Raw genomic sequence first — 16,976 nt, forward strand, 5'->3', positions numbered from 1 at the left:
ACGGCGCAGGGCGCCGAAGCTCTCCGGCGGGATCGGGGCGCGGAGGCTCCGGGGCGGGATCAGGGCGGCGGGGCACGCTGCTCCGCGAATGTCCCCCGGCCTGCGGCCTCCTCCTTTATTTCGCTGCGCAGCGTGCCCCACCGCCCTGATCCTGGAAGCGGCGTGACCGTTTCGCGCTGAACACCACGAGCGTGCCCAGGCCGCTGGTGGTGGGTGGCCCCTGCAGCGAAATAAAGGAGGAGGGCGAAGCCCGGGGGACATTCGCGGAAGGGGCCACCCGCCGCCGGCGGCCTACCCCCGACGCCCTCCCGCGCCGGCCCTCCCGCAGGGGCCTACCCCACAGGCCCTACCCCGAAACGCCAAGCACGAAGCACGCGCGCGATGCCCCGGCGGCAACCGCCAATCACGCGCCTCTTGCCCTCGGCTGCGCACGGCACAATCGCTCTCATGCTCATGTACCCCCACATCGACCCGATCGCGCTGCAGCTCGGGCCGGTCGCCATCCATTGGTATGGCCTGACCTATCTGGCTGCCTTCGGGCTTTTCTTCTTTCTCGGCACGCGCCGCCTCGGCCACGAGCCTTTCCGCTCGATCACCGGGCCCGGCGCTTGGAGCCGCAAGGACGTGGAAGACATCCTGTTCCTCGGCGTGGTCGGCGTCATCGTCGGCGGCCGGCTCGGCTACTGCCTGTTCTACAAGCCGGGCTACTACCTCACGCACCCGCTCGAGATCTTGTTCGTCTGGCAGGGCGGCATGAGCTTCCATGGCGGGCTGCTCGGCGTGATCGCGTCGATGGTGTGGTTTGCACGCTCGCGCACGCGGCCGTTCTGGCAGGTGATGGACTTCGTGGCGCCCTGCGTGCCCACCGGGCTTGCGGCCGGCCGCGTCGGCAATTTCATCAACGGCGAGCTCTGGGGTCGCTTCAGCAGTCCCGAGCTGCCCTGGGGCATGGTGTTCCCGCAAAGCGGCTCGATGCTGCCCAGGCACCCGTCGCAGGTCTACCAGTTCCTGCTCGAGGGGCTGCTGCTGTTCGTGTTGCTGTGGCTGTACGCCCGCAAGGAGCGCAGGCAGGGCCAGGTGGCGGCGATGTTCATGGTCGGCTATGGCGTATTCCGCTTCGTCGCAGAGTTCTTCCGGGAGCCGGACGACTTTCTGGGCCTGCAGGCGCTCAACCTGAGCCAGGGCCAGTGGCTGAGCCTGCCGATGATCGTGTTCGGCATCGGCCTGTGGCTGTGGGCCGCGCGGCAGCCGCAGGCGGCGAAGGTGCGCTGAACCAACCGAGCCTGCGCCGCCTCGTAGCGCGGCTTCGTCGGCTTTCTCGCGGGTGCGCGCACGGTTCGCGCTGAATGGCCCGCTCGCGGCCCGTCAGGTTCGAAGTTTTCGCTGCGCTACGACTGCCGGGTGTCGCGCAAATCCAGTGCGTCGAGCAGCAGGGCAAGGGTTCATCCCGATGTGCCGGTGCTTGCCGGATCGGGCCGAACGTTGAATAATTTCCCGTAATTAGCAAAAATTACGGACATTGACCAAGGATTCCTCGTGCGCATCGTCTACAACTCTTTGCACCACGAAGTCGCGGCCACGCTGCGCGAGCAGATCTTCGCGGGTACTTTGGCGCCGGGCAGCTTTCTCGACGAGGGCGCGCTGTGCCAGCGGCTGGAAATTTCCCGCACACCGTTGCGCGAGGCGCTCAAGGTGCTCACGGCCGAGGGGCTGCTGCGGCACGAGCCGCGGCGCGGCTGCTTCGTCAGCGAGGTGACCGAGCGCGACCTCGACGAGATCTTTCCGGTGATTGCGCTGCTCGAAGGCCGTTGCGCCTTCGAGGCGGCGCGTAATGCGAGCGACGCCGAACTGCGGGAACTCGACGCGCTGCACGACAAGCTGACGCGCCACGCGAAAGCCCGGCGCATCACCGACTACTACGCCACCAACCATGTGATCCACGAAGCCATCATCACGCTGGCCGACAACCGCTGGCTGGCGCAGGTGATCGGCGACCTGCGCAAGATCCTGAAGCTCGCGCGCCTGCAACAACTGCACGCGCCGGGCCGGCTTGAGCAAAGCCTTTCGGAGCATCTCGCCGTGTTCGCCGCGCTCAAGGCGCGCGACAGCGCAGGCGCCGAAGCGGCCATGCGCACCCACCTGACGCGGCAACGCGAGGCTTTGCGCGAGGTGGCGCAACAACAGAAACTGAGGGTGATGTCATGAACGGTACGGCAACGTGGCTGGAACGCAGCGTGTCGAGGCTTCGGCCGGGCCGCAAGTCGCCGGCGCAAGGCGAGGGCGATCGGGCAGACGCGGCAACGTCGCCGCCCCGGTCGACGCGCGAACGCCTGGACGCGACGCTGCGCCAGAAAGACGAGGCGCTGTCGCCGCGTGCGCTGCGCCGCACCCTGGCCGAGCTCAAGGCGGTGATCGATCCGGCCGTCAGCGAGGTCGAAGGCGGCCGCCGCGCCAAGGCGCTGCAGGGCTGGTATGTGGCGGCCACCCCCGAAGAGCGGCGCGACCTCTGGCTCCTCATGAGCGAGATCTTCGTGGCCGACCCCGGCAAGGCGAAGGCCGCACAGGCCCAGTTCGCGGCCGCACTCGGCACGCCGGACGAGGCGGTGGCCGAAGTGAACTACCGCCGCGCCACGGTCTCGCCGCGGCGTCGGCTGCTGCAGCGCTTCAGCGTCTACCCCGAAGGCATTCCGTTTCTGGTCGGCATGCGTGCGGAAATGCAGTCGCACCTCAAGACCGACAAGCGCCTGCGCGCGCTGGACGTGGAGATGGAGTACATGTTCTCCACCTGGTTCGACGTGGGTTTTCTGGATCTGCGGCGCATCAGCTGGGATTCGCCGGCATCGCTGGTCGAGAAGCTCATCAAGTACGAGGCGGTGCACGACATCCAGAGTTGGGCCGACGTCCGGAACCGACTCGACTCCGACCGTCGTTGCTACGGCTTCTTTCACCCACGCCTGCCCGGCGAGCCATTGATCTTCGTCGAGGTGGCGTTGGTGGACGCGATGGCCGACAGCATTCCGCCCCTGCTCGACGAATCGGCCGCGGCGGAGGACCTGGATCGTGCCACCACCGCCATCTTCTATTCCATCAGCAACACGCAGAGCGGGCTGCGCGGCGTGAGCTTCGGCGATTCGCTCATCAAGCGCGTGGTCGAAACGCTGAAGGACGAGTTTCCAAAGCTCAAGACCTTTGCCACCCTGTCGCCGATTCCCGGGTTCCGGACATGGCTCGGCAAGAACATGGCGGCCCACCTGGAGAACTTCGACGACCGACAGCGCGCCGAACTCGCCCGGGCGACCGGCGTCGACACGCCGGCAGCCGCCGACCTGCTCGCGGCGGTCGACAAGCCGCTCGGGCTGGCGCCGGCGTCGCCGCTGCGCCATCTGCTGCTGACGGCGGCGGCACGCTACCTGGGCAGCGAAATGACGGACGGCAAACCCGCCGATCCGGTGGCGCGGTTCCACCTTGGCAACGGTGCACGCGTGGAACGTCTCAACTGGGCCGGCGACCCGTCGGCCAAAGGCCTTAAGCAGTCCTATGGACTGATGGTGAACTACCTCTACGATCTCAAGCGGCTCGACAAGCACCGCGCGCTGCTGGCGCTGGGCAAGGTGCCGATATCCGGCGACATCGAGAATCTGCTTCTCAAGAAGAAGAGCTGACGCATCCTCAACGACAACGGAGACAAGCAAACAATGAACACCCTCTTTCATCGCCGCGACATCTTGCGGTTGGCCGCAGCCGGTGCGGCCGTAGCAGCGGCCGGCACCACGCAGGCGCAGGGCACCTGGCCCACCAGGCCCGTCACGATGATCGTGCCGTTCCCGGCCGGTGGCGGCACCGATGCCTTCGCGCGGCCGCTCTCGGCCCAGTTCTCGAAGGCCACTGGCCAGACCCTGGTCATCGACAACCGCGGCGGGGCCGGCGGCACGCTGGGCGCCAGCATTGCGGCCAAGGCGCCGGCCGACGGCTACACGCTGTTCATGGGCGCGGTGCACCATGCGATCGCGCCGTCGATCTATCCCAAACTCGACTACGACATCGAGAAGGACTTCGTGCCCCTCATGCTGCTGGCCAATGCGCCGCAGGTCGTGGTGGTGAACCCCAAGCGCGTGTCTCAAGCCACGCTGCAGGAGTTCGTCGCCTACGCGAAGAAGAACCCGGCCAAGATGAACTACGGCTCGGCCGGCGCCGGCACCTCGCACCATCTGGCCGGTGAACTGTTCAAGCAGCAAACCGGCACCTTCATCACCCACATTCCGTACCGCGGTGCCGGCCCGATGCTGCAGGATCTGATCGCCGGCAACGTGGACGTGTGCTTCGACGGCCTGGGCTCCTCGGCGCAGCACATCAAGGGCGGCCGCATCAAGGCGCTGATGGTGTCCGGAGCCAAGCGCAACCCGGCTTTTCCGGATGTGCCGTGCGCGGCCGAGGTCGGCCTGCCCGGCTACACGGTGACCACCTGGTATGGCCTGTGGGCACCGAAGGGCACGCCGGCCGAGGTGCAGGCGCGCATCGTCGACGACATGAAAAAGAGCATGGCCACCGACGACCTCAAGACCATCTGGGCGGCCAACGGTTCCGAGATTCCCAGCCTCACGATGGGCGCCTACGGCAGCTTCGTGAGCGCCGAGATCAAGCGTTGGGCCACTGTCGTCAAGGCCTCGGGCGCCAAGCTGGAATGAGCGGTTCCGTCCAGTTGCAGCGCGAAGGCGCCATCGCCTTCGTCACGCTCTCGCACAGTGGCCGGCTCAACGCCATGTCGCGTGCGATGTGGCGCGTGTTGCGTTCCACCTTCGAAGCCTTGGCGCAGGACGAGGCCTTGCGCTGCGTCGTCGTGCGCGGGGAGGGCGGTGCCTTCTGCGCGGGTGGCGACATCTCCGAATATCCGTCGTTCCGCTTCGCCGAAGAAAGCCTGCGAGAGTTTCACGAAGACGAGGTGTGGGCCGCGCTTCAGGCAATGCTCGAATGCCCGGTGCCCCTGGTGGCCCAGATCGAAGGCGCCTGCATGGGCGCCGGCATCGAGATCGCGAGCTGCTGCGACATCCGGCTGGCCGGCGCCTCTGCAAAATTCGGCGCGCCGATCGCCAGGCTCGGCTTCCCGATGGCGCCGCGCGAAGCGGCGCTGGTGCGGGGCGCGATCGGCGACGCGCTGGCGCGCGACATGTTGCTGGCCGCCAGCGTGCATGGCGCGGCGCGGCTCTGCGAAGCGGGTTTCCTGCTGCAGGTGTTGCCGGACGACACCGTCGCGGATGCGGCGCTGGCCCACGCCGCCCGCATCGCCGCGCTGGCGCCCGCTGCAGCACGCCTCAACAAGGCCACGTTTCTCGCATTGAATCGGGCTCCAGTACCCGTTCTGCCGGCGCTGCCCGCCGCCTATCGCTATGCCGATTCGGCCGAGCACCGCGAAGGCATCGCCGCCTTTCTTGCCAAACGTTCCCCTGTTTTCTGAGGCCCGCATGAAGAAGATCAACGCCAACCTGTTCGCGGCATTGCGCGCCGCCTTCCCAGCCGACCTCGACAGCATCGCGGTCGAAACCGACAACGGACTGTTCTATTCCTGGCGCGACCTGGACCGTGCCAGCGCCATGATCGCCAATCTGCTCGATGCGCTCGGCCTCGAGTCCGGTGCCCGCGTGGCGGTTCAGGTCGAGAAGTCGGTCGAGGCGATGTTGCTGTACCTCGCCACGCTGCGCGCGGGCTACGTGTTCCTGCCGCTGAACACGGCCTACCAGAGCGCCGAGATCGAATACTTCATCGGCAATGCCGAACCCGCCGTGGTGGTGTGCACCAGCGCCAACGCAGCCTGGGTCGGGCAGATCGCCCAGGCGGCCGGCACGGGCCACGTGTTCACGCTCGACGACGACCGCACCGGCACGCTGCTCGAAGTGGCGGCGCAGTACGGCGACCGGCACACGATCGCGCAAAAGGCAAAAGACGACATGGCCGCGATCCTCTACACCAGCGGCACCACCGGCCGCAGCAAGGGCGCGATGCTGACGCACGGCAACCTGCTGTCCAACGCTGCAGTGCTGAAGGACTACTGGGGTTGGACGAAGGGCGACGTGCTGATCCACACGCTGCCGATCTTCCACGTGCACGGCCTGTTCGTCGCCATGCATGGCGCGCTGCTCAACGGCAGCAAGATGCTCTGGTTCGGCAAGTTCGACCCGAAGCGCATCGTCGCCAGACTGCCCGAGGCCACGGTGTTCATGGGCGTGCCGACGCTCTATGTGCGCCTGCTGGCGGAGCCGGGCCTCACGAAAAAAGCGGTGCGCAACATGCGGCTGTTCGTCGCCGGGTCGGCGCCGCTCCTGATCGAAACCTTCAACGAGTGGCGCGAGCGCACCGGCCACACCATCCTCGAGCGCTACGGCATGAGCGAAACCGCCATGCTCACGTCCAATCCGTACAACCCGGTGCAGGGCGAGCGGCGCGGCGGCACCGTGGGCTTTCCGCTGCCCGGCGTGCAGCTGCGTGTGGCGTCGACGCAGGAAGGCGAAGAGGGCCGCGAATGCACCACCGACGAGATCGGCGGCATCGAGGTCAGCGGGCCCAACGTGTTTGCCGGCTACTGGCGCATGCCCGAGAAGACGCGCGAGGAGTTCACGCACGACGGCTTCTTCAAGACCGGCGACGTCGGCAAGATCGACGGCCTCGGCTACGTCACCATCGTGGGCCGCAGCAAGGACTTGATCATCAGCGGCGGTTACAACGTCTATCCGGCCGAGATCGAGGGCTACATCAACGATCTCCCCGGCGTGGCCGAGAGCGCCGTGATCGGCGTGCCGCATGCGGACTTCGGCGAGGTGGGCGTTGCCATCGTGATCGCGAAGGCCGGCGCGGCGCTCGATGCCGATGCGATCATCGCGGCGCTCAAGTCGAAGCTCGCGAACTTCAAGATTCCGAAGCGCTGCTTCGTCGTGTCCGAGCTTCCGCGCAACACCATGGGCAAGGTGCAGAAGGCGCTGCTGCGCGAGCAGCACAAGGGGCTGTTCGCCTAGCGCTCTTCTATGCCATGCCCAGTCCGTTCATGAGCCCGCTGCGCGCATGGCAGTTGATGTATTCGTAGCTCTGCTCGTCGGCCTTCAGCACCGAGACCTCGTGGTACACGCGCAGCTGCAACTGGAAGTTCAGTGCCTGCACGTAGCGCATGAAGCTGCCGAAGATTGCGACGTGCGTGGGGTGCGACTCGGCCCAGCGCTCCATGTCGGCGAGTGAGCGCCAGTAGCTCAGGCCGAAGGACTTCTGCAGCGGTGCGCCCTGGGCATCGAGGTGGTGCATGTAGCGGTTGCTGTAGCAGCCGATGCCCAGGCCCTCATCGCGCAGGAAGTCCATGCCTTCGCGCAGCACCGGCTCCATGTCTTCCAGATAGAGCGTGCGTTCCTGGCCCGTAGTCTCGGTCCATTCCTGGCCGGAACGGATCATCGCGATGTTCTCGTGGCCCGCGATGCGCACGCGCTGGCCCAATGTCGGCGTGCCGGTGATCACGGCGCGCGTGCCCGAGGGCGCCATCGCATCGGTCTGTGAGAGCGGGATGCGGTCGCGCATCGAACCCCAGTAGCCGTGCTCCTGCAGCTCGCCGCTGATTTCGCCCATGACCACGCCGACGCCCTCGAAGCGGTTCGGCGTGTTGAACATGGTCTCGAAGTGCTCGACGCGGGGCGAGGCGAATTCGCGGAAGTAGCCGAGGCTTTCTGAAAGTCGTTCGTCGGAGCGCCACCATGCGTCAATGGCGGGTGTCTCGTTCCAGCGGGCGAAGGCGGCCGGATCGCTCCAGTACGCGATGGCGATCATGTTGTCGTAGCCGTCGGCATCGACGTAGTGCGCGAGGTCGTGGTGTCCCGGGCCATCGGGCAGCGCGAAATCGCGCACGATCTTCATCAGCGAGGCGCAGGCGCGGCCCTGCATCTCGGCGCCGCGCGACTGCACCCCGAAATAGCCCATGACGACCTGCTTCACCGAGGTTGTCGCGCGGGCCGACCAGACGGGGTAGGGCGGTGTGTAGTCGTCCTCGACGCGGCGGTGCCGCGTGCGGGGGCACTTCAGGTGCTCGGCGATGGCGGATTCCATGGCGTGGCTCCGTGCTGTCAGGCCGCAACCGGCAGACGCGGCTCGGCGCTGGCGGCGATCGCTTCCGGCACGGCGCTTTCGGGCTCGGGCGCGCGCTGCACCACCACGGGCTCGCGGCGTGTCTTGTTCAGCAGCAGTTGGGTGACGTCGGGCCGCGAGTAGTGGCCGCTCGGGTCGGCCGCCGCCTTGGCGAGCGAGATCATGCCGAGGTCGATGTCGGCGATCACCAGTCCTTCCTGGTCTTCGGCCAGTGGCGTGCCAAGGGGCGACCCATCGGGCGCGTAGATTCGCGCATAGCCGCCGCCGGTGCGCAGCATCTGCTGCTTGCCGGCGTCGGTGCACAGCAGGTCGCTCATCGCCTGGGACACGGTTGCACACGGCGCGACTACGAAGCACTGGCCCTCGGCCGCGTAGATCTGGCTCGCGGCGTTGTTGACCTCCGGGCCGAGCGCATAGGCCGCGCCACGGTAGAGCGAGAAGCTGGGCCAGGCGCCGCAATGGATCTGCTCGTTCTGTGAATACATCGCGTACTTGCTGAGCGGCTGAAGGTGCTCCCAGCACGAGAGCGATCCGATGTTGCCGAGGGGTGTTTCGACCACGGCGAGGTCGGAGCCGTCGCCTTCGCCGAACACGGTGCGCTCCACGTGCGTGGGCTTGAGCTTGCGACGCGTCTGCACGGTGTTGCCCTGGTCGTCGATCAGCGCCTGCGCGATGTAGAGGCTGCCGGCGGCCTTTTCGCTGTAGCCGAGCGAGACCCAGATCCTGTGCTTGCGCGCCGCGTCCCTGATGCGGTCGAACTCGGCGGAGCCGACGACCAGCGCGTTGTCGTTGTAGCGCTGCACGAACTGCATGCCCCAGGCCGGCGAATCGAGCCAGATCCACCAGGGGTAGCCGGGCACCCAGGTTTCGGGGAAGGCTATCAGCTTGACGCCCTGGCCGGCCGCCTGCGCCATGAGGTCGATGGTCTTGTCGATGGTGCCGTCGAGGTCGAGGAAGACGGGCGCTGCCTGCACGGCGGCGACGCGGAGTTTGGGGTGAACTGTGGTGGGCATGGGGATCTCCAGAGGCGGTGGATGAAACAACTTCGCACACTTGCGCACCGGGTTTGCGTTGTGGCATGCGGGTTGCTTGAAGCGTAAATTCGCTGCCGCGGAACGCCTTGACCCGAACTTGCGGCGTTCTTGTTCCAGCGTTGCATGCGCTTTCCGGGGAACCCCATGAACCAAGTGCTCAGCACCGATGCCGTCACGCGAGACCAGCGGCTTGCCTACTGGACCGACCTGATCTGCAACATCTACGTGCAGCTCGGTTGCGACCCGGTGCGCGAGGGCGATACCGGCAGCTTCGAGGGCAGCATCCGCCAGCACTCGCTGCCGAACCTCGACGTGTCGGTGGTCAGGTCAGGGCCGCAGAAGGTCATGCGCACGACTGGCCATATCGCGCGGTCGAGCGACGACTACTTTCTGGTGAGCATCCAGGCGCAGGGGCATGGCGTGGTGCGGCAGGACGGGCGCGATGCGGTGCTCTCCGCCGGCGACTTCGCGCTGTACGACAGCACGCGGCCCTATCAGCTGCTGTTCGACGACAGCTTCGAGCAGATCGTGCTCAAGCTTCCCGGCGAGCGCCTGCGCAGCGAGCTGCGCGACACCGAGGAGTTGACGGCTACAACCGTGTCGGGCAGGGAAGGCGCGGGCCACCTGCTGCTCGGCATGATCCGCACCTTGCGCGAGGACATCGACACGCTGCAGCCCGCGTCGGCCCTGGCGGTGGCCAACGGCGTGCAGAGCATCCTCGTGGCCGGGCTGCAGACGCTGCCCGCGGCGCGTGCGCCCTCGCTCAGCAACCTCACGGCGTACCACCTCGCGCGCGTGAAGCGGCGCATCGACGAGCAGCTGGCCGATCCGTCGTTGTCGGTGGGCAGTCTCGCGGCAGCGCTGGGAGTGTCGGCGAGCCACATCCACCGCGTCTTCAAGAGCGAGCCGCTGACGCCGTCGCAGTACATCTGGGAGCGCCGGCTCGAAGCCTGCAGCCGCGACCTGCTGGAGCCGCGTCTCGCGGGCCGGCCGGTCGGAGAAATCGCGTACGGGCGCGGCTTCAACGACGCGGCCCACTTCAGCCGTGCGTTCCGCGAGCGCTTTGGCTGCTCGCCGCGCGAGTGGCGGCAGCAGCGCGTGCAATAGAGGTTATTGCACCAGCAGCACCGAGATGTCGGTCTCGGAAACCACCTTGGTGGCAACCGACCCCATCAGCGCGCGGCCGAAGAGGCCGTGGCCGTGCGTGCCCATCACGACCAGATCGGCCTTCGCGGCGTTGGCTGACTTGAGGATTTCCTCGGCCGCATTGCCGTGGCGCACGTCGATCGTGTAGCCGGTGATATTGCGCTCGGCCAGGCCGCGCTTGACCGGCTCGATTACCTTGCCCGTTTCTTCCGCGTAGTAGCTGTCAAGGACGTCCTTGCTGACATGACGCGCCGCGTGCGGCGGGATACCGCTGCACACGTTGACCAGCACCAACTCGTGGCCGTCGACCAGTGAGCCGCGGTGTTTGGCCAGGTAGTCGAGCGCTTTCTGCGTGTGCTTGCTGCCATCGACGGCGATCAGGATCTTCATGGTTTTCCTCTTTCGAATGTGACTCGACTGCTTATACGGCCCCTCGCCAAGCGCGTACAGACCGGGTTGACCCGGGCTTGCGCCCGACCTCGCCCGATTTCAACGCAACACCAGCACGGGTAGCTCCGAATGCGTAAGCACATGCTGCGTCTCGCTGCCCAGCAACAGGCGCTTGAGGCCTTTGCGCCCGTGCGAAGCCATGACGATCAGGTCGATCTTGTGCTTGCGCGCGGCCGCGATGATCGACTCGGCCACGAGGTCGGAATTCACGGTCGCCGTTTTCACCGTGACGCCGCTGGCCTGGCCCTTGACCACGATGGCATCGAGCGTGACCCGCGACGCATCGGCCCACTGCTTCTCGATGCGGGCGATGTCTTCTGGCGGGAACGCCATGGCGCCGTCGAGGTAGCTGGTGGGGTAGCGCGGCACGACCGTCAGCGCAACCAGTTCGGCACCGCTTTGCGCGGCCAGCGCAATCGCGCTTTTCACGGCCTTCTTCGAGAGGACGGAACCGTCGGTGGCGACGAGGATGCGCTGGAACATGGGTTCTCCTGGGAATTTGAACCAGCATAGGCCGCTCGCCGCACCATGTGTTGATTCACATCAAGGGTTCAAGGGGCAAGCACCGCTAGCCTCGCCGGATGCAAGCCGTTCTTCCATCGGGCTGGGTCGACCTTCCCGCGCATGCGCTGCTGGACGATCCGGCCGAATGGCCCGCGTTCGGCCATGCGCTGGACGCCGGCACGCCGGCGGGGCGCTGGCAGTCGCAGGTGGTGATCGAGGGCATGCACTGCGCGGCGTGCGCCTTCACGGTCGAAGTCGCGCTGATGCAGGTGCCCGGCGTGCTCGAGGTGCAGGTCAACGCCGCGAGCCGGCGTGCCCGCGTGGTCTGGGCGGCCGGGCGCGTCAAGCCTTCGCGCTGGTTCGCGGCGGCCGCAGCGGTGGGCTACCGGCTGGTGCCGGCCGGCGACATCGCGGCGCGTGCACGGCGCGCGCAGGTGACGCGGCTGGCGTTGTGGCGCTGGCTGGTGGCGGGCTTCTGCATGATGCAGGTGATGATGTACGCGTACCCCGCCTACATCGCACAGCCGGGCGACATGACGACCGATGCCGCGCAACTGTTGCGCTGGGCCTCGTGGGTGCTGTCGCTGCCGGTGCTGCTGTTTTCGTGCGGGCCTTTCTTTTCGAGCGCATGGCGCGACCTGCGGGCCCGCCGCATCGGCATGGACTTGCCGGTGGCGCTCGGCATGGCCATCACCTTCGTCGTCAGCAGCGCCGCCACCTTCGATCCGGCCGGGCCGTTTGGTCACGAGGTGTACTTCGACGCGTTCACGATGTTCGTGTTCTTCCTGCTCACTGGCCGCTGGTTCGAGGCCCGGCTGCGCGACCGGACGGCCGGCGCGCTCGAGGCGCTGATGAACCGGCTGCCCGACAGCATCGAGCGGCGGGATGCCGACGGCAGCTTCACCCGGGTCGCGGTGCGGCGCCTTGCGGCCGGCGATGTGGTGCGCGTGCTGCCGGGCGAAGCCTTTCCCGCCGACGGCACGGTGATCGAGGGCGACACCTCGGCCGACGAGGCGCTGCTCACAGGCGAGTCGCGCCCGGTGCCGCGCCCGTGCGGCGCGCAGGTGCTGGCCGGCAGCCACAACCTCGACGCGGCGGTGCAGGTACGCATCGACACCGTCGGCCCCGGCACGCGCTTCGCGCAGATCGTGGCCCTGATGGAAAGCGCCTCGATCGAGAAGCCGCGCCTCGCGCAGCTCGCTGATCGCGTTGCACGCCCCTTCCTGGGCGTGGTGCTCGCGGCGGCGGCGCTGGCCTTCGTGGTCTGGTGGCCGACCGATCACGGCAAGGCGCTGATGGCGGCGGTGGCGGTGCTGATCGTGACCTGCCCCTGCGCACTTTCGCTCGCCACGCCGGCTGGCATGCTCGCGAGCGCCGGTACGCTGGCGCGGGGCGGCATGCTGGTGCGCAACCTGCAGGCGCTGGAGGCGCTAGCCTCGGTCGATACGGTGGTGTTCGACAAGACCGGCACGCTGACGCGCGACACACCACGGCTCGAGCGCGTCTACTGCCGGCGCGGCATGCGGCCGGGCGATGCGGTCGAGCTTGCCGCTGCGCTCGGCGCACAGTCGCTGCACCCGACTGCGCGCGCGCTGGTGGGCGCCTGGAACGCGCAGTACCGCATGCCGCCGACGTGGATGGTTTCCGACCTGACGGAGCACGCCGGGCAGGGGCTCGAAGGTGCGGCATGGCAGGGCGCCGCGGGGGCGCGGCTGCCGCGCCGCATGCGCCTCGGTGCGGCGGCCTTCTGCGGCGTTGCGCCGCTGCAGGTCGAGGCGGCGCAGGTTCACCTTAGCGACGAAGAGGGTTGGGTCGCAAGCTTCGTGCTGGCCGAAGACCTGCGTGACGACGCGGTGGCCGCAGTGCGCGCGCTCGGGGCGCAAGGGCTGGCCGTGCGGCTGCTTTCCGGCGACCGGGGCGCGGCGGTGCGCGATGTGGCGGGCCGCGTCGGCATCCCGGAGGCCCAGGGCGACTGCCTGCCCGAAGACAAGCTCGATGTGCTGCGGCAACTGCAGGCGCAGGGCCGGCGCGTCGCGATGGTAGGAGATGGCCTCAACGACGGGCCGGTGCTGGCGCAGGCCGATGTTTCGTTCGCATTCGGCCGGGCCGTTCCGCTGACCCGGGCGCGCGCCGACTTCATCGTGCTGAGCGAGTCGCTGGCCAGCATCCCGCAGGCGATCTCGCAGGCGCGCCGCACGCTGCGGGTGGTGCGGCAGAACCTCTGGTGGGCGGCCGGCTACAACGCGCTGTGCGTGCCGCTGGCGCTCGCCGGGCTGCTACCGGCCTGGCTGGCCGGCCTCGGCATGGCGGTCAGTTCGCTGGTGGTGGTGCTCAACGCGGCGCGCCTCGCGGTGCCGTTCGGGGGCGGGCGCTGATGGACATTCTTTTCCTGCTCATCCCGTTCTCGGTGGTGCTGGTGCTGCTGATCCTGGCCGGGCTCTGGTGGGCGGTCGACCGCGGCCAGTTCGACGACGTCGAGCGTGAAGGCGAGCGCATTCTGCGCAACGATTGATCTGCATCAAGGCGACGTGCCGGGCACGCACCGACACTGGCCGCAGTTCAAGAAAGGCCAGACGATGCACGCTGACAACCCTCCTGCCGCGGTGTATGAAGACACCGTCATACGGCAGTTCGCACTCATGGCGGTGGTGTGGGGCGTGGTCGGCATGCTGGTCGGCGTGCTCATCGCGTCGCAGCTCGCATGGCCCGAAATGAACTTCGGCATTCCGTGGCTCAGCTACGGGCGCCTGCGTCCGCTCCACACCAATGCGGTGATCTTCGCCTTCGGCGGCTGCGCACTCATGGCGACCAGCTTCCACGTGGTGCAGCGGACCTGCCAGGTTCCGCTGTTCGCGCCGAAGCTGGCGTCGTTCGTGTTCTGGGGCTGGCAGGCCGTCATCGTCGCTGCCGCGCTGAGCCTGCCGATGGGCTACACCTCCGGCAAGGAGTACGCCGAGCTCGAATGGCCGATCGACATCCTGATCACCCTGGTGTGGGTGGCGTACGCGATCGTGTTTTTCGGCACCATCGGCATCCGCAAGGTACGCCACATCTACGTGGCCAACTGGTTCTACGGCGCTTTCATCATCGCGGTGGCGCTGCTGCACATCGTGAACAGCGCGGCCATACCGGCCGGCTGGATGAAGAGCTACTCGGCCTACGCGGGCGTGCAGGACGCGATGGTGCAGTGGTGGTACGGCCACAACGCGGTCGGCTTCTTCCTCACCGCCGGCTTCCTCGGGATGATGTACTACTACATCCCCAAGCAGGTCGGCCGCCCGGTGTATTCGTACCGGCTCTCGATCGTGCACTTCTGGGCGCTGATCTTCACCTACATGTGGGCGGGCCCGCACCACCTGCACTACACCGCGCTGCCGGACTGGACGCAATCGATCGGCATGGTGTTCTCGCTGATCCTGCTGGCGCCGAGCTGGGGCGGCATGATCAACGGCGTGATGACGCTGTCTGGGGCCTGGGACAAGCTGCGAACCGATCCGATCCTGCGCTTCCTGATCGTGGCGCTGTCGTTCTACGGCATGGCGACCTTCGAGGGGCCGATGATGTCGATCAAGACGGTCAACGCCTTGAGCCACTACACCGACTGGACGGTCGGCCACGTGCACGCAGGTGCGCTGGGCTGGGTCGGACTGATCTCGATGGGCTCGCTCTACTACCTGATCCCGCGCATGTACGGCCGCACCGAGATGCACAGCGTGCCGGCCATCGAACTGCATTTCTGGATGGCGACCATCGGCATCGTGCTCTACATCGCCGCGATGTGGATCGCCGGCGTGATGCAGGGCCTGATGTGGCGCGCGGTCAATCCCGACGGCACCCTCACCTACACCTTCGTCGAAAGCGTGAAGGCGACCTTCCCGTACTACGTGGTGCGCCTCGTCGGCGGGCTGCTCTACCTCGGCGGCATGCTGGTGATGGCCTGGAACGTCTGGATGACGGTGGGCTTCGGCCGCTCGGTCAACGCCATCATCCCGCAGCCAGTGGCCGCGCCCGCCTGAGGAAGCCACATGTCCGACAAGACCACGACCCCCAAGACCGGCTTCTCGCACGAGAAGATCGAGACCAACAACTTCCTGATGATCGTGCTCATCCTGCTGGTCATCGCCGTCGGCGGGCTGGTCGAGATCGTGCCGCTGTTCTTCCAGAAGTCGACCACCGAAGCGGTCAAGGGCGTCGAACCGCTCAAGTCGCTGCAACTGGTCGGGCGTGACGTCTATCTGCGCGAGGGTTGCTACAACTGCCACTCGCAAATGATCCGGCCGTTCCGGGCCGAGACGCTGCGCTACGGGCACTACTCGGTGGCCGGCGAGTTCGTCTACGACCATCCGTTCCAGTGGGGCAGCAAGCGCACCGGTCCCGATCTGCACCGCGTCGGCGGCAAGTACAGCGACGAGTGGCACCGCATCCACCTGAACAACCCGCGCGATGTGGTGCCCGAGTCGAACATGCCCGGCTACGCCTGGCTCGACAAGGCGCTGGTGGACGGCGCCACGACCGCCACCCATATGACCGCGCTGCGCCGCGTCGGCGTGCCCTATACCGACGCGCAGATCGCTGCCGCACCGGCCGACGTCGCAGGCAGAACCGAACTCGATGCACTGGTGGCCTACCTGCAGTCGCTCGGCCTCGCACTCAAGTAAAGGAAGCACGATGGACGTCACCACCCTGCGCATCGCGGCCACGCTGGCCTCGTTCGCCACTTTCATCGGCATCGTCGTCTGGACCTACTGGCGTCGCAACGCCAGCGCCTTCGACGAAGCGGGCCAGTTGCCGTTCGAACAGGACTGAGGCCGCACCATGAGCGATTTCATCGGCGACTTCTGGTCGCACTACGTCACGGTGGTCGTGCTGGTCAGCATCCTGGCCTGCGCGCTGCTCCTGTGGGTCACGGCCCGCACGAGTGCCCCAACCGGCGGGGACAACACCACCGGCCACGTCTGGGACGAAGATCTGCGCGAGATGAACAACCCGCTTCCGCGCTGGTGGGTGGGCCTGTTCGTGCTCACGATCGTGTTCGGACTGGGCTATCTCGTGGCCTACCCGGGCCTGGGCAGCTATGGCGGCGAGCTCGGCTGGAGCACCCGCAGCGAGTACGCGGGCGACGTCGCGGCCGCCGACCGTGCGCTGGAGCCGGTCTATGCGAAGTACTCCGCGATGGCGCCCGAACAGGTTGCCGGCGACCCGGGCGCCAGGGCCATCGGCGAGCGCCTGTTCCTCAACAACTGTGCGCAATGCCACGGCTCCGACGCGCGCGGCAGCAAGGGCTTTCCGAACCTGACCGACGCCGACTGGCTGCACGGCGGCAAGCCCGACAAGATCGTGGAGACCATCACGCAGGGCCGCACCGGCGTCATGCCGCCGATGGCGGCCGCAGTCGGTACGCCGGACGACGTGAAGAACGTGGCCAACTATGTGCTGAGCCTGTCGGGCAGTCCGCACGACTCGCTGCGCGCCGGGCTTGGCAAGAGCAAGTTCACCGCATGCGTGGCCTGCCACGGCATCGGCGGCGTCGGCAACCAGGCGATGGGCGCCCCCAACCTGCGCGACAACATCTGGCTCCATGGCTACGGCCAGGAAGCCATCATCGCGATCATCAACACCGGCAAGACCAACCAGATGCCGCCGCAGCAGGGCCGGCTGACCGAAGCGCAGATCCAGGTACTCGCGTCCTATGTCTGGGGCATGTCCAACAAGGCCGCCGCGGCGCCCTGA

General features: G+C 67.4%; 17 protein-coding genes. 13 read left to right on the forward strand and 4 right to left on the reverse strand.

Features of this window, described 5'->3' with window-relative positions; genetic code table 11:
• Positions 1-447 precede the first annotated feature (447 nt).
• The 6 genes from lgt to ACSFA8_RS13265 all read left to right on the forward strand — a co-directional run bounded on the left by lgt (position 448) and on the right by ACSFA8_RS13265 (position 7,004).
• Complete coding sequence (gene lgt, locus ACSFA8_RS13240; RefSeq protein ID WP_435479979.1) at positions 448-1,272, forward strand: prolipoprotein diacylglyceryl transferase; 825 nt, start codon at positions 448-450, stop codon at positions 1,270-1,272.
• Positions 1,273-1,536: 264 nt separating this feature from the next.
• Positions 1,537-2,205: a GntR family transcriptional regulator gene (locus tag ACSFA8_RS13245; RefSeq protein ID WP_435479980.1), complete on the forward strand. Its 669-nt coding sequence runs from the start codon at positions 1,537-1,539 to the stop codon at positions 2,203-2,205.
• Positions 2,202-3,662 (forward strand): malonyl-CoA decarboxylase domain-containing protein, encoded by a 1,461-nt coding sequence (locus ACSFA8_RS13250; protein WP_435479981.1) that lies wholly within the window; start codon positions 2,202-2,204, stop codon positions 3,660-3,662. Before ACSFA8_RS13245 ends, ACSFA8_RS13250 begins: the two co-directional genes overlap by 4 nt.
• Before the next feature lie 33 nt (positions 3,663-3,695).
• Positions 3,696-4,685: a Bug family tripartite tricarboxylate transporter substrate binding protein gene (locus ACSFA8_RS13255; protein WP_435479982.1), complete on the forward strand. Its 990-nt coding sequence runs from the start codon at positions 3,696-3,698 to the stop codon at positions 4,683-4,685.
• Positions 4,682-5,452: an enoyl-CoA hydratase/isomerase family protein gene (locus ACSFA8_RS13260; RefSeq protein ID WP_435479983.1), complete on the forward strand. Its 771-nt coding sequence runs from the start codon at positions 4,682-4,684 to the stop codon at positions 5,450-5,452. Before ACSFA8_RS13255 ends, ACSFA8_RS13260 begins: the two co-directional genes overlap by 4 nt.
• Positions 5,453-5,459: 7 nt before the next feature.
• Positions 5,460-7,004: a malonate--CoA ligase gene (locus ACSFA8_RS13265; RefSeq protein WP_435479984.1), complete on the forward strand. Its 1,545-nt coding sequence runs from the start codon at positions 5,460-5,462 to the stop codon at positions 7,002-7,004.
• A gap of 7 nt (positions 7,005-7,011) precedes the next feature.
• Here ACSFA8_RS13265 and ACSFA8_RS13270 read toward each other — a convergent pair whose 3' ends face one another.
• Complete coding sequence (locus ACSFA8_RS13270; RefSeq protein WP_435479985.1) at positions 7,012-8,073, reverse strand: phenylacetaldoxime dehydratase family protein; 1,062 nt, start codon at positions 8,071-8,073, stop codon at positions 7,012-7,014.
• A gap of 17 nt (positions 8,074-8,090) precedes the next feature.
• The gene (locus tag ACSFA8_RS13275) at positions 8,091-9,125 is read right to left on the reverse strand and encodes a carbon-nitrogen hydrolase family protein (protein ID WP_435479986.1); all 1,035 of its coding nucleotides are present in this window, start codon (positions 9,123-9,125) and stop codon (positions 8,091-8,093) included.
• A gap of 165 nt (positions 9,126-9,290) precedes the next feature.
• Between ACSFA8_RS13275 and ACSFA8_RS13280 the strand changes: the two genes are divergently transcribed.
• Positions 9,291-10,253 carry an AraC-like ligand-binding domain-containing protein gene (locus ACSFA8_RS13280; protein WP_435479987.1) on the forward strand — a complete coding sequence of 321 codons (963 nt, stop codon included), beginning with the start codon at positions 9,291-9,293 and terminating at the stop codon, positions 10,251-10,253.
• Positions 10,254-10,256: 3 nt separating this feature from the next.
• On the opposite strand, the gene ACSFA8_RS13285 is transcribed toward ACSFA8_RS13280, so the two are convergent.
• Positions 10,257-10,682, reverse strand: coding sequence for a universal stress protein (locus ACSFA8_RS13285; protein WP_435479988.1), 426 nt, complete (start codon positions 10,680-10,682; stop codon positions 10,257-10,259).
• A gap of 99 nt (positions 10,683-10,781) precedes the next feature.
• Complete coding sequence (locus ACSFA8_RS13290) at positions 10,782-11,225, reverse strand: universal stress protein (RefSeq protein WP_435479989.1); 444 nt, start codon at positions 11,223-11,225, stop codon at positions 10,782-10,784.
• A gap of 98 nt (positions 11,226-11,323) precedes the next feature.
• Between ACSFA8_RS13290 and ACSFA8_RS13295 the strand changes: the two genes are divergently transcribed.
• The 6 genes from ACSFA8_RS13295 to ccoP all read left to right on the forward strand — a co-directional run bounded on the left by ACSFA8_RS13295 (position 11,324) and on the right by ccoP (position 16,976).
• On the forward strand, positions 11,324-13,621 hold the full coding sequence (locus ACSFA8_RS13295; protein WP_435479990.1) for a heavy metal translocating P-type ATPase: 2,298 nt from the start codon (positions 11,324-11,326) through the stop codon (positions 13,619-13,621).
• Positions 13,621-13,758, forward strand: a complete 138-nt coding sequence (gene ccoS / locus ACSFA8_RS13300) for a cbb3-type cytochrome oxidase assembly protein CcoS (RefSeq protein ID WP_286543366.1) — start codon at positions 13,621-13,623, stop codon at positions 13,756-13,758. Before ACSFA8_RS13295 ends, ccoS begins: the two co-directional genes overlap by 1 nt.
• 64 nt (positions 13,759-13,822) lie before the next feature.
• Positions 13,823-15,262 (forward strand): cytochrome-c oxidase, cbb3-type subunit I, encoded by a 1,440-nt coding sequence (gene ccoN / locus ACSFA8_RS13305; RefSeq protein WP_435479991.1) that lies wholly within the window; start codon positions 13,823-13,825, stop codon positions 15,260-15,262.
• 9 nt (positions 15,263-15,271) lie between these two features.
• Positions 15,272-15,904 carry a cytochrome-c oxidase, cbb3-type subunit II gene (gene ccoO / locus ACSFA8_RS13310; protein WP_435479992.1) on the forward strand — a complete coding sequence of 211 codons (633 nt, stop codon included), beginning with the start codon at positions 15,272-15,274 and terminating at the stop codon, positions 15,902-15,904.
• Positions 15,905-15,914: 10 nt separating this feature from the next.
• Complete coding sequence (locus ACSFA8_RS13315) at positions 15,915-16,052, forward strand: cbb3-type cytochrome oxidase subunit 3 (protein WP_435479993.1); 138 nt, start codon at positions 15,915-15,917, stop codon at positions 16,050-16,052.
• A 9-nt stretch (positions 16,053-16,061) separates the two neighbouring features.
• Positions 16,062-16,976 carry a cytochrome-c oxidase, cbb3-type subunit III gene (gene ccoP / locus ACSFA8_RS13320; RefSeq protein ID WP_435479994.1) on the forward strand — a complete coding sequence of 305 codons (915 nt, stop codon included), beginning with the start codon at positions 16,062-16,064 and terminating at the stop codon, positions 16,974-16,976.

It is taken from the genome of Variovorax nitratireducens, assembly GCF_051216545.1.
Lineage (GTDB): Bacteria > Pseudomonadota > Gammaproteobacteria > Burkholderiales > Burkholderiaceae_C > Variovorax.

Coding starts and splice junctions, on each gene's coding strand:
- lgt (WP_435479979.1), top strand. CDS start 448: ATGCTCATGTACCCCCACATCGACCCGATCGCGCTGCAGCTCGGGCCG.
- ACSFA8_RS13250 (WP_435479981.1), top strand. CDS start 2,202: ATGAACGGTACGGCAACGTGGCTGGAACGCAGCGTGTCGAGGCTTCGG.
- ACSFA8_RS13255 (WP_435479982.1), top strand. CDS start 3,696: ATGAACACCCTCTTTCATCGCCGCGACATCTTGCGGTTGGCCGCAGCC.
- ACSFA8_RS13260 (WP_435479983.1), top strand. CDS start 4,682: ATGAGCGGTTCCGTCCAGTTGCAGCGCGAAGGCGCCATCGCCTTCGTC.
- ACSFA8_RS13265 (WP_435479984.1), top strand. CDS start 5,460: ATGAAGAAGATCAACGCCAACCTGTTCGCGGCATTGCGCGCCGCCTTC.
- ACSFA8_RS13270 (WP_435479985.1), bottom strand. CDS start 8,073: ATGGAATCCGCCATCGCCGAGCACCTGAAGTGCCCCCGCACGCGGCAC.
- ACSFA8_RS13275 (WP_435479986.1), bottom strand. CDS start 9,125: ATGCCCACCACAGTTCACCCCAAACTCCGCGTCGCCGCCGTGCAGGCA.
- ACSFA8_RS13280 (WP_435479987.1), top strand. CDS start 9,291: ATGAACCAAGTGCTCAGCACCGATGCCGTCACGCGAGACCAGCGGCTT.
- ACSFA8_RS13285 (WP_435479988.1), bottom strand. CDS start 10,682: ATGAAGATCCTGATCGCCGTCGATGGCAGCAAGCACACGCAGAAAGCG.
- ACSFA8_RS13290 (WP_435479989.1), bottom strand. CDS start 11,225: ATGTTCCAGCGCATCCTCGTCGCCACCGACGGTTCCGTCCTCTCGAAG.
- ACSFA8_RS13295 (WP_435479990.1), top strand. CDS start 11,324: ATGCAAGCCGTTCTTCCATCGGGCTGGGTCGACCTTCCCGCGCATGCG.
- ccoS (WP_286543366.1), top strand. CDS start 13,621: ATGGACATTCTTTTCCTGCTCATCCCGTTCTCGGTGGTGCTGGTGCTG.
- ccoN (WP_435479991.1), top strand. CDS start 13,823: ATGCACGCTGACAACCCTCCTGCCGCGGTGTATGAAGACACCGTCATA.
- ccoO (WP_435479992.1), top strand. CDS start 15,272: ATGTCCGACAAGACCACGACCCCCAAGACCGGCTTCTCGCACGAGAAG.
- ACSFA8_RS13315 (WP_435479993.1), top strand. CDS start 15,915: ATGGACGTCACCACCCTGCGCATCGCGGCCACGCTGGCCTCGTTCGCC.
- ccoP (WP_435479994.1), top strand. CDS start 16,062: ATGAGCGATTTCATCGGCGACTTCTGGTCGCACTACGTCACGGTGGTC.